The organism is Panacibacter ginsenosidivorans (assembly GCF_007971225.1).
GTDB classification, from domain to species: Bacteria; Bacteroidota; Bacteroidia; order Chitinophagales; family Chitinophagaceae; genus Panacibacter; species Panacibacter ginsenosidivorans.
On the sequence record NZ_CP042435.1, the window covers coordinates 5,377,994 to 5,389,432 of the forward strand.

At 36.8% G+C, this 11,439-nt stretch carries 9 protein-coding genes; all 9 read left to right on the plus strand.

All coding sequences use genetic code 11. The features are described 5' to 3' along the window. Nucleotides 1-181: 181 nt before the first annotated feature. Complete coding sequence (locus tag FRZ67_RS22705; RefSeq protein WP_147192845.1) at nucleotides 182-3,226, plus strand: tetratricopeptide repeat protein; 3,045 nt, start codon at nucleotides 182-184, stop codon at nucleotides 3,224-3,226. Nucleotides 3,227-3,382: 156 nt separating this feature from the next. Further along, complete coding sequence (locus FRZ67_RS22710; protein WP_147192846.1) at nucleotides 3,383-5,083, plus strand: TonB-dependent receptor; 1,701 nt, start codon at nucleotides 3,383-3,385, stop codon at nucleotides 5,081-5,083. Nucleotides 5,084-5,177: 94 nt separating this feature from the next. Further along, a complete protein-coding gene (locus tag FRZ67_RS22715; RefSeq protein ID WP_147192847.1) occupies nucleotides 5,178-5,735 on the plus strand; it encodes a hypothetical protein in 558 nt (185 codons plus the stop codon). A gap of 47 nt (nucleotides 5,736-5,782) precedes the next feature. Continuing rightward, nucleotides 5,783-7,447 (plus strand): hypothetical protein, encoded by a 1,665-nt coding sequence (locus FRZ67_RS22720; RefSeq protein ID WP_147192848.1) that lies wholly within the window; start codon nucleotides 5,783-5,785, stop codon nucleotides 7,445-7,447. Nucleotides 7,448-7,758: 311 nt separating this feature from the next. Continuing rightward, on the plus strand, nucleotides 7,759-8,202 hold the full coding sequence (gene rplK, locus FRZ67_RS22725) for a 50S ribosomal protein L11 (protein ID WP_147192849.1): 444 nt from the start codon (nucleotides 7,759-7,761) through the stop codon (nucleotides 8,200-8,202). Nucleotides 8,203-8,226: 24 nt separating this feature from the next. Further along, nucleotides 8,227-8,922: a 50S ribosomal protein L1 gene (rplA, locus tag FRZ67_RS22730; RefSeq protein ID WP_147192850.1), complete on the plus strand. Its 696-nt coding sequence runs from the start codon at nucleotides 8,227-8,229 to the stop codon at nucleotides 8,920-8,922. A gap of 51 nt (nucleotides 8,923-8,973) precedes the next feature. Then, complete coding sequence (gene rplJ, locus FRZ67_RS22735) at nucleotides 8,974-9,504, plus strand: 50S ribosomal protein L10 (protein WP_147192851.1); 531 nt, start codon at nucleotides 8,974-8,976, stop codon at nucleotides 9,502-9,504. Nucleotides 9,505-9,626: 122 nt separating this feature from the next. Further along, on the plus strand, nucleotides 9,627-10,004 hold the full coding sequence (rplL, locus tag FRZ67_RS22740) for a 50S ribosomal protein L7/L12 (protein WP_147192852.1): 378 nt from the start codon (nucleotides 9,627-9,629) through the stop codon (nucleotides 10,002-10,004). Nucleotides 10,005-10,205: 201 nt separating this feature from the next. Beyond that, nucleotides 10,206-11,414 carry a molybdopterin molybdotransferase MoeA gene (locus FRZ67_RS22745; protein ID WP_225975448.1) on the plus strand — a complete coding sequence of 403 codons (1,209 nt, stop codon included), beginning with the start codon at nucleotides 10,206-10,208 and terminating at the stop codon, nucleotides 11,412-11,414. The last annotated feature ends 25 nt before the right edge of the window (nucleotides 11,415-11,439 follow it).

Consider the following 11,439-nt stretch of genomic DNA (forward strand, 5'->3'; position numbering starts at 1 on the left):
TTGTTAAAGAAGCGTAGCTATACCCACTATGTTAGCAAAAAAAAAAGTTTGAGAGACTTTATCCACAAATACTGGAACGCTGTTTGCTTTGGTAGGTCAGTTGTTACCTTTAAACTGTTTTTGCGTTTTATTAAGAAAGGAATTAAAATATTTGATAAAATTATCCCGTTCACACAATCGTATGAATCTATATTCAAAGCAGCTCAGCATATTTCTTTTGGCAGTTACACTCTCCGCATCTGCCAATGCGCAGTTTACAAAAGTGAATAATGATCCTGATGCAGATTTTAAACAAGCAAAAGAACTTTATCAGAATAACCAGTTTAGTTTAGCGTATCCTTTATTCAAAACACTTTACACAGAAGATAAAATAAACAGCAGCATACCTGTATCTGTTCAGGCAGAGGCAAAATATTACTCAATTGTATGCGGATTGGAATTAAAAGATGAAACTGCCGAAACAAAAGCAATTGATTTTATTGAACTTGATCACAATGAGCCGCGTGCCGAGATGATGAGTTATCATCTTGCAGAGTATTATTACAGGGAAAAGAATTTTGATAAAGCTGCCCGCTATTATGAAAGGACTTCTACAGATAATCTCAGCAATGATGAGATAGCAAACATGAAGTTTCACCAGGCCTATGCATATTTTACGATGCAACGTTTTAATGATGCTGAGCCTTTATTTGATGCGATAAGACAAATACCTAATGACCCAAATTATGTGGATGCCAACTATTATTATGGGTTTATAGCTTTTAGTAAAAAACATTATGACCAGGCTTTGGGTTCTTTTAAAATAACAGAAGGCAAGGAGAATTACAAAGGCATTGTTCCTTACTACATTACGGAAATATATTACTATAAAGGTGAGAAAGACAAAGCTTTGGAATATGGTGAAAAAGCTTTACAGCAGGGCGGACAATACTATGACCTACAGATGCGCCAGATTGTAGGTCACATTTATTTTGAGAAGAAAAATTTTGCAAAAGCACTTACTTATCTTGAACAGTATGTTAGTAAAACACAGAAAGTAAGCAGGGAAGATCTGTATGAGCTTTCTTATTGTTATTACCAGGCAAAGCAATATAAAAAAGCGGTTGCCGGTTTTAAAGAAATTGGCGGCAAACAGGACTCTCTGGCACAAAACGCTATGTATTTATTGGCAGATTCTTATTTAAAAATAGGACAGAAGCCCAGTGCAAGAAGCGCTTTTCTTTTTTGTGCTTTGAACAGCAGCAATCTTACCCAAAAAGAAATTTCAAAATTTAACTACGGCAAACTCTCTTTTGAATTGGGATACACAGATGTTGCTTTAAATGAACTGAAGGAATTTGTTACCGCTTATCCAAAATCAGATTACAGCACAGAAGCAAAAGAATTGCTGGTAAATGTTTTGGCGAATACTAACAATTATAAAGAAGCGCTTGATCTTGTAAGCAGCCTGAAAACACAAACAGAGACTGTTAAAAAAGTTTATCCTAAAATATTATATGGCCGTGCAGTGGAACTCGTAAATGACCAACAGATTGTGCAGGCAGATAATTTACTCAATGCTATATATGTTGTGGATTACAACACTGCTCAACTACCTTATGCCAACTTCTGGAAAGGAGAAATCGCATTTCGCACCAATCAATACGATTCTGCTGTTTATTATTTGACTGATTACATAAGTAATCCTGTAACTAATGGCGAAGTAAATCCAACAAACGCACGGTACACGCTTGGTTACAGCGCCATGAGGCAGGAAGATTATACAAATGCATTGAAATATTTTGAGCAGATCACTACTACTTTATCTGCTTCCTCTACTCCATTAGAGCAGGATGCTTATGCACGCAGCGCCGATTGCTATTTTATGAAGAAGAACTACGGCAAGTCAATGCAGATGTTTGATAATATTCTCAGCAAAAATTTGAAAGGATCTGATTATGCATTGTACCAGAAAGCCATAATTACAGGCGCTTCCGGTCAATATGCGCAAAAAGTATCTTTGCTGCAATCCATACCCATGCGTTTCCCTTCTTCTACATTAGCACCTGATGCTAATATGGAGGTTGCCAATACTTACCTTGCCACTGAAAAATATGATGCAGCTATTCCGCCGCTGAATGATATTCTTAAAAATAGAAATGCGGAACCATTAAAACCACAGGCATATTTAAAACTGGGTATTGCATATTTCAACCAGGGTAATAACAATGAAGCACTGAATAATTTCAAGAAACTTATTTCAGGTTATCCTAATTCAGAAGAAAGTAATGATGCTGTTGATTATGTAAGAAACATATTTGTAGATAACCAGCGGCCTGCAGATTTTGTCGCTTTCATGAAACAGAATGGTAAAGATGTAAGTTACACGGAGCAGGATTCTCTTACTTACATTTCTGCCAACAATGTGTATGAAACCAAAAACTATGATAATGCTTTAAGTGGCTTTACCAATTATCTGCGGCAGTTTCCTGATGGACAATATGCCATAGACGTCAACTACAAAGTGGCTGGTATTTATAATGACCGTAAAGATTTTAAAAATGCTTTGAATTATTATAACGCCGTTGCTGCAAAAGCGCCTAATAAATATGCAGAGATAAGTGTGTTGCAGGCGGCACGTATTACTTATTTTGAACTGAAGGATTATGCAAAAGCAGAACAATATTTTCAGCAGTTGAAAGACATTGCGGTGACTGACGAAAATAAACTGGAGAGCATGCGTGGTTTATTACGCTGTCAGTATAAACTTTCTCAATTCACAGAAGCAGTTCCAAATGCGCAGGAATTGTTGCAACAAAAGGGTGCTGCTACTGATGATAAAATGATGGCGAATATGATCGTTGCAAAAAATTACCAAAACAATAACCAGTTGTTTGAAGCGTCTGCTGCGTACAAAGCTGTGATAGATCTTGGCAAATCTGAATATGCCGCAGAAGCGCGTTATCGTGTTGCAGAAATATTATTCCTTCAAAACAAATTACCCGAAGCTGAAAAAGCAGGTTTTGATGCGATCAATAAAGCTGGTTCTTATAATTACTGGATCACTAAATCCTATATATTATTAGGAGATGTTTATTTTAAAGAAGAAGACTATTTTAATGCAGAAGCAACATTGAAAAGTGTAGTGGAAAATTCAACTATTCCTGAATTGCAGGAAGAGGCGCAAAAGAAATTAGATGCAGTGGTTGCTGAAAAGAACAGTAAGAGTAAAGTAGAGCAGGGATAAGAAAAGTGAGAAGTGAAAAGTCAAAAGTGAGGTCTTATAAGACATTCTGTAACTCTTGACGATAAAAGTTCGGAACGCACAAGTGAGTGACACAACAGACGTTTAATAGAAATACAAAAGCTTGTATTAAATAAAGTTTCATAGAAAAAGCAGACAATGAAAAAAACGATCTATATAATATTACTTGTTTTTTTGGCTACAAATGTTTTTGCGCAGGCACGTAAGAAAAAAAATATGCCGCCAAAAACAGAAACAAAAACAAAAGCAGATACCTCATTACCATCGCGTACAGTTATTGTTACGTCTGCATTTCAGCCATCTTTGAAAACAACATCTAAAATAAATTTCATAGCAGTATCTCCTTTGCCGGATACTGTAAAACCCGTGTTGCAATACAATGTGCCTGCACAAAACCTGATCTTTTCTTATCAGTCACCGGCACTAAAACCGTTGGCTCAAAATATAGATACAGCAATTCATTGGGAGAATACAGGTTTTCTAAAAGCGGGTTATGGAAATTTTACATCACCGTTGTTGCAAGCTGGTGTATCATTGGGTGATGGCGTAAAGTCTGTGGTAAACCTACGCGGTTATTACACTTCATCAAAAAGTGCAACAAGAGAATTCCAGAAATTCAGTAAGACAGGTCTTGAAGCAATTGGTATTTTTAATACACCAACGAATAAAAATGAATGGAGTGGCAGAGTATTTTACGACAATAATACTCAGTACCAATACGGTTTTCAGCCAGACACTTTGAAATTTTCAAAAGATGATCTGAGACAAAGTTTTACAACAGTTGGTGGTGTAGTTGCATTAAGAAATAAAACGGAAAATGCTGCAGGTGTAAGTTATAACCCAAATGTATCATTAAATCTTTTCAGGGATAATCATAATGCAAACGAAAGCAACTTTATCATCAAGGCGCCTATCTCAAAACAGTTTGGAAAAATTTTCGCATTCAATGTGGGATTAACTGCAGACATTACTTCTTACAAAAGTGATACTTCAAGTATAGATAACAACCTGTATTATCTTACACCAGCTGTTGTGTTTAGAACACCTAATGTAAAATTAACAGCAGGAATTATTCCATCATGGGACAATAATATTTTCGCGATGCTGCCCAACTTTACCGCAGAAGCAAAAGTTAATGAGGAAAAATTTATTTTACAGGCTGGCTGGATCGGCTATTTTAATAAAACAAATTATCAATACCTGGCATCTGTTAATCCGTGGTTGCGGCAACCAACATTTTTACTCAATACAAGAATAAAAGAATTGTATGCAGGCTTTAAAGGCTCTGCAGGTTCGCACGTAACATACGATGCAAAAGTTTCTTATCTGCAATTCAATAACCAGCCGTTGTTTGTAAATGATACTGTCACCGGCCGTTCTTTTGAAGTGGTTAATGAGCCACAAATGAAAGCTATTCGTATTCACGGAGAACTTGGTTATACAGTGCAGGAAAAATTTTCTTTTCTTGCTGGTGCAACATTTAATCAGTACAGCGGCTTGAAGGAAAATATAAAAGCATGGGGTTTATTGCCCATTGAAATAAATGCATCGTTGCGTTGGCAGGTAATGAGAGATTTTACAGTGAAGAGTGATCTTTTCTTTTGGGATGGTCCGCAATACCGGTTTAAAGATATGAGCAGCGGTAAACTCGATCCTGCGCTGGACATCAATGCAGGCGTGGAGTTTAAAGTAATGCCAAAGTTAAATGCATGGGTGCAGGTAAACAATCTCCTCAATAATCAATACGAGCGCTGGAAACAATATCCTGTGCTTGGTTTTAATGTTATGGCAGGTGTAACCTGGTCTTTCGGAGATATAAAAGCAGCAATGGCTAAATAATTTTATGTACCTGGCTTCATAACTATTTTCGACTTCCGTTGCGTCGCACGCTTGTACTGGTTATCTTTACGCAACAGCTAAATCAGTTATGTTTATGACTCAATACCTCGCTAAATATTTTGCATTGCACAGAAAATTAGTATTGCCGGGTATTGGATTTTTCAATACATCAACTCAACCTGCTCAACTTGAGTTTGTAGAAAAAACATTGCATGCTCCTGTACATACTATTAATTTTTGGCAGGACGAAAATGTGGCTGACAATAACTTCATTTCCTTTCTCATAAAAGAAACCGGGCTTAATCATTATGAAACGATCAATAAGTTTAGCCAGTTTATTACAGGTTTAAAAGAAAAACTACAATCAGGGGTTGCTTTGAAAATACCCGGGCTTGGTATACTCACCAATAATGAAAATGGTTACTCATTTAATCCAGAGAATCTCCAACAGTATTTTCCCGGCATAACAGCAGAAAGAGTTATTCGTCAGAATGCGCAACATTCTGTAAGAGTGGGAGAGGATGAAAAAACTTCTGTAGAAATGCATGAAATGCTCAACAAAGAAGTTGTTAAAGACAGGTGGTGGATAGGTGCAATTGTACTGGCGGTTGTGGGTGTTGCGGCGATATTGTATTATTATCTTTCCCGATAATTCTATTTAAAAAATTTCCTGGCATTCTTTTCTATCTCTAATGTGATATGAAACCAAAATGGATCATACTCATTTCTGTCATAATAGTCATCTCCGGCGCATTACTTTATTTAAAATTCAGAAGCAGTACAGACTTTGAACCTTTAATAAAGGCAAAGCTGCAGCAACTGGTAAAAGATGGCTCCAATGGTCTCTACAGACTTGATGTGGAGCGGATAAACGTTGAAGTACTGGATCAACAGATCGTTGTTTTGAACGCAAGTTTAAATATAGATTCAGCCAGGTTAATTCAGCTTGATAAACAACAACAGGCACCTAATGATATATATAAAATTGCTTTTAAAAATCTTGTTATAGAAGGGATTGGCCCCGATGATCTGCTAAAAAAGAAAAATATTGACCTCAATACATTCTACATTAAAGACCCCGTTGTGGAAATTTTTCACCAGAAAAGAGATTACAACTATGTTCCTCCTGATACAACTACGCTATATAAAAAAATAGCTAACCAGATTGGCCATTTTAGTGTAAAGCAACTGCTTGTTCAAAATGTAGATTTCAAATACCATAATATTTCAAAAGAAAATAAGCTTACGCATTTAAAAAATGTTACTGTTAATTTAAATGAGATACTTATAGATTCCACTACACAAATCGATTCGACAAGATTCCTTTATGCAAAAAATGCAAACATTATTTTAAAAGATTATGAAGTTATCACCAGTGATAGTTTGTATAACTTTCATATAGATTCTTTTTCGCTGAATGCCAGCTCTCATTTTCTTGATGCAACAGGATTGTCTTTAAAACCACGCGGCAAAAAAGAAAATTTCAGTCAAAAGCTTTCTTATTACAAAGACCTCTATGATATAAACATTGCAAATGCTTCTGTAAAAAATATTGATTGGTGGCAACTGGTTTCAGAAGATGGCTTTACAGCAAGCCAGGTAAAGCTGAGTAATGGGGATGTTGAAGTGTTTGCGGATAGAACATTGCCCGATCCGCACAAAAATAAAGTAGGTAATTATCCGCACCAGTTATTGATGCGTTTGAACCTGCCTGTAATGATCGATACGATCAAAGTAAAGGATTTCAAAGTAACTTTTACAGAATTGAACAATAAAACAAAAAAGAAAGGCAGTGTTGTCTTTGATGATATAAGCGGAACTTTTACTAATGTAACCAACCGAAAAGAAGTAATTGCAAAAAATAATTTTTTTACCCTGGATGCACATGCAAAATTAATGAGTGCGGGTGCGTTGCATGCCTTATTCAAATTTGATCTGGCAAATGTTGATAAAGGAAATTTCTCTCTTGATCTTGAGGTAGGCAGCATGGATGGCAAACTTTTAAACACCGCAACAAAAACACTTGGTTTATTTGAAATAAAAAATGCAGATATTAATAAAATATCAGCACATATAGATGCCAATAATTACAAATCAAATGGAACAGTAAGTTTCTTTTATAAGTATCTGGAAGTGGCAGTATTGAAGCAGGATGAAGAAGAGAATAACAAACTAAAGAAGCGAGGTTTAATAAGTTTTATTGCCAACAACTTTGTAATTGCACAATCAAACACCGGGGATGATAAAAACAAAGACCCGAAGAAGGTTAGCTATAAACGCGATCCGGAAAAATCGTTTTTCAATCTTATCTGGAAAACGCTGTTTACAGGGTTGAGTGCTACGGTAAAAGGAGAGAATCAGTAATTTTTTTTGAGCCAGGCATTTGTACCTATGGCATCGTCCCTTGCGTCGCACACTTGTACTTTTTAAGTTAATTCAACAATATATCCTTTTGTTGAACAGCGTATCAAGCTGTACAAGAGTGCGACGCAACCACAGCCCAATGCTTATTTTTTGCCCGGGTCCAAAAAATCTCTCCTTAAAGAGCAAATTTTCCGAAATCATTCCCTACCTTCGCCGCCCCAAAAAGTTCTTTTGTATAAGAATAATTGATCTTGGGAGTTCTGCCCGATAGCTTTCGATGCGGAACGTTTGAACCAATAAAATGTAAACAAATGGCTAAAGAAATCACAGGTTTCGTAAAGCTGCAGGTTAAAGGCGGTCAAGCCAACCCTGCACCTCCGGTGGGTCCTGCGCTTGGTTCTAAAGGCGTAAATATCATGGAGTTCTGCAAACAATTCAATGCAAGAACCCAGGACAAAATGGGAAAAGTTGTTCCCGTTCTCATCACCGTTTATGCTGATAAGTCTTTCGACTTCATCATTAAAACTGCTCCTGCTGCTGTTCAGTTAATGGAAGCTGCAAAAATTCAGAAAGGTTCTAAGGAAAGCAATCGTGCTAAAGTTGGTAAAGTAAACTGGGCACAGGTTGAGGCTATCGCTAAAGACAAAATGAGCGACCTTAACTGTTTTACTGTTGAAAGTGCCATGAAAATGGTGGCCGGTACTGCACGCAGTATGGGTTTAACAGTAGAAGGCAATGCTCCGTGGGCAAATTAATTAACTCCTTAAAACTTTCTACAAATGGCAAAGATTTCCAAAAAAAGAAAAGTAGCGGAAGCGAAAATCGATAAAACAAAAGTGTACTCTTTAAAAGAAGCTTCTACACTTGTAAAAGATATTACAACTGCAAAATTTGATGCTTCTGTGGATCTGCATATCCGTTTGGGTGTTGATCCTAAAAAAGCAGACCAGCAGGTACGTGGTACCGTAACACTTCCGCATGGTACCGGTAAAACAAAACGTGTATTGGTTTTGTGCACACCTGATAAAGAAGCTGATGCAAGAAATGCAGGCGCTGATTATGTTGGTCTTGATGAATTCATTACTAAAATTGAAGGTGGCTGGACAGATGTAGACGTAATCGTTGCTACACCGTCTGTGATGCCTAAGATTGGTAAACTGGGTAAAATACTTGGTCCACGTAACTTAATGCCAAACCCAAAGACTGGTACAGTAACTAATGATGTTGCTGCTGCTGTTAATGAAGTTAAAGGCGGTAAGATCGCTTTCAAAGTTGATAAAGCTGGTATCGTTCATGCTTCTATCGGCCGTATATCATTTGCTCCTGAAAAGATCGCTGATAACAGCAATGAGTTCATCAATGCAATTATCAAACTGAAACCTTCTGCAGCTAAAGGTATTTATGTAAAAGGCGTAAGCATGGCAAGCTCAATGAGCCCGGGTATTACTATTGACACAAAAGCATTCCATAACTAAACCGCGTGGTTCGTATCACACGAACCATATAGGTTACACAAATAAAGCGTTATGAATAAAGATCAAAAAAATGAAGTGATTGAAGCGCTCAAAGAGAAATTCAATCAATACAATAACTTCTACGTTACCAATACTGAATCATTAACAGTTGCACAGGTTACCAAACTGCGCCGCATATGTTTCGATAAAAATGTAGAAATGAAAGTGGCTAAAAACACTTTGATAAAAAAAGCACTTGAATCAATTGACAGCACAAAATTCACAGGTGTTTACGAAAGCCTGAATGGTGTAACTGCATTGCTTTTCAGCGAGAATGCGAAAGAGCCTGCTTTGATCATCAGCAGCTTCCGTGCAGAATCAAAAGGCGAAAAACCTGTATTGAAAGCAGCTTATATAGACAGTTCAATTTTCGTTGGCGATAAAGAACTTGAATCGCTTAAAACACTTAAGAGCAAGAACGATCTTATCGGCGAAATCATTGGTTTATTACAGTCCCCTGCAAAGAATGTTATCAGCGGCTTAAATGCTGGTGGCAAACTTGCAAGCTTAGTAAAAGCATTGGAAGAAAGAGCGCAAGCTTAATCAATATCATTGTCAGCCTGCGACACAAACAGGTAGTCATGTCTTAGGCTTTGTTAAGACAAAATTTTTTTAAACCTCCGCCGGAGTCCTTAAAACAATGAAGGCGGAAAAAATTTACAATAATGGCAGACTTAAAAGCATTTGCTGAACAACTGGTAGGCTTAACTGTTAAAGAAGTTAACGAGTTAGCTAAAATTTTGAAAGAAGAATACGGTATTGAACCTGCTGCTGCAGCTGTAGCTGTTGCTGCTGGTCCTGCTGCTGCTGGTCCTGCTGCTGCAGAAGAAAAAACTGCTTTCGACGTAGTATTGAAAGCTGCTGGTCCTAACAAACTGAACGTTGTTAAGATTGTTAAAGAATTAACTGGCTTAGGCTTGAAAGAAGCTAAAGACTTAGTTGATGGTGCTCCAAAACCAGTTAAAGAAGGCGTTTCTAAAGCAGAAGCTGCTGATCTTGAAGCTAAGCTGAAAGAAGCTGGTGCTGAAGTAGAAGTAAAATAATTACACACTACTTATCATAAAAAGCCTCATCGTTTACGGTGAGGTTTTTTTATTTATGTACTTAGCTGCAGAATATGCATTAAGCTTTACTTGCGTCGCACACTTGTACCGCAGAATACAAGTGTGGTTTTTATTTATGATACTTCTGTTCATACTAACTATTAAAAAATATCATCAACTTTACCTTAATAATATTTGAAGATGGTAACAGTTGAACAGGCAGAAAAAATCGTTCTGGCACAAATTAAAGACTACGGAACTGAGCAAATGTATTTTGAGAACGCATTAGGTCGTGTGCTGGCAGAAGATGTAAAAGCAGATCGTGATCTGCCACCTTATGATCGCGTAACTATGGATGGCATCGCTATACAATTCGAATCATTTGAAAAAGGAAATTATTCATTTAAAATAATCGGAACACAAGCCGCTGGCGATACACCTATTGAAATAACAAACTTTGATGAATGCGTTGAAATAATGACTGGCGCTGCTTTGCCGTCAACGACAGATACCGTAATCAGATATGAAGACCTTAATATAAAAGATGGCATAGCAACGGTAACCATAAATACAGTTACAAAAAATCAAAGCATACATTTTAGAGGTAGAGATAAAAAGCAGAATGAAGTTGTTGTAAAAGCAAACCAGGTTGTTTCTCCTGTAATTATTCAAATGACAGCGGCTGTTGGTAAAGATAAATTGCTTGTAAAAAAGTTACCAAAAGTCGTTATCATTTCTTCCGGTGATGAGTTGATTAAGGTAAATGAAACACCAACGCCGTATCAAATAAGAAAATCAAACAACTATACTATAAAAGCTGCATTGCAACAATACAGGATCAATGCAGAAATGATCCATATTCCTGATGATGCAGAGATAACAAGAAAAGAAATAGAAAAATGTTTACAGCAATATGATGTGATCATATTAAGTGGCGGCGTCTCAGAAGGTAAGTTTGATTACATACCAAAGGCGTTGGAAACATGTGGCGTTGAGAAACTATTTCATAAAGTGCAACAAAGACCAGGAAAGCCTTTTTGGTTTGGTAAACATAATAATGGCGTATTGGTTTATGCATTTCCGGGAAATCCTGTTTCTACATTCATGTGCCTGCATCGTTACTTTTTACTTTGGTTAGAACAATCCTTGAATATTGTAAAAGAGCCAATGTATGCCCAATTGAATAAAGATTTTGTTTTCAATCCCGCACTTCAATATTTTTTGCAGGTGCAGTTAACTATAAACAATAACGGAACATTACTTGCAACACCTGTTGAAGGAAATGGCTCAGGAGATTTTGCAAATTTGCTGGGGACAGATGCATTTATGGAACTTCCGTTAGAACAGAATAAATTTACAAAAGGAGAAGTGTATAGAATATGGCAATTTTCATTGGCAAGTAAATGGTAATTGCTGAATATAGAATTGAACGCAC

Excerpts from the sequence above, each read along its gene's own strand:
- FRZ67_RS22705 (WP_147192845.1), top strand. The coding sequence starts at position 182 with ATGAATCTATATTCAAAGCAGCTCAGCATATTTCTTTTGGCAGTTACA.
- FRZ67_RS22710 (WP_147192846.1), top strand. The coding sequence starts at position 3,383 with ATGAAAAAAACGATCTATATAATATTACTTGTTTTTTTGGCTACAAAT.
- FRZ67_RS22715 (WP_147192847.1), top strand. The coding sequence starts at position 5,178 with ATGACTCAATACCTCGCTAAATATTTTGCATTGCACAGAAAATTAGTA.
- FRZ67_RS22720 (WP_147192848.1), top strand. The coding sequence starts at position 5,783 with ATGAAACCAAAATGGATCATACTCATTTCTGTCATAATAGTCATCTCC.
- rplK (WP_147192849.1), top strand. The coding sequence starts at position 7,759 with ATGGCTAAAGAAATCACAGGTTTCGTAAAGCTGCAGGTTAAAGGCGGT.
- rplA (WP_147192850.1), top strand. The coding sequence starts at position 8,227 with ATGGCAAAGATTTCCAAAAAAAGAAAAGTAGCGGAAGCGAAAATCGAT.
- rplJ (WP_147192851.1), top strand. The coding sequence starts at position 8,974 with ATGAATAAAGATCAAAAAAATGAAGTGATTGAAGCGCTCAAAGAGAAA.
- rplL (WP_147192852.1), top strand. The coding sequence starts at position 9,627 with ATGGCAGACTTAAAAGCATTTGCTGAACAACTGGTAGGCTTAACTGTT.
- FRZ67_RS22745 (WP_225975448.1), top strand. The coding sequence starts at position 10,206 with ATGGTAACAGTTGAACAGGCAGAAAAAATCGTTCTGGCACAAATTAAA.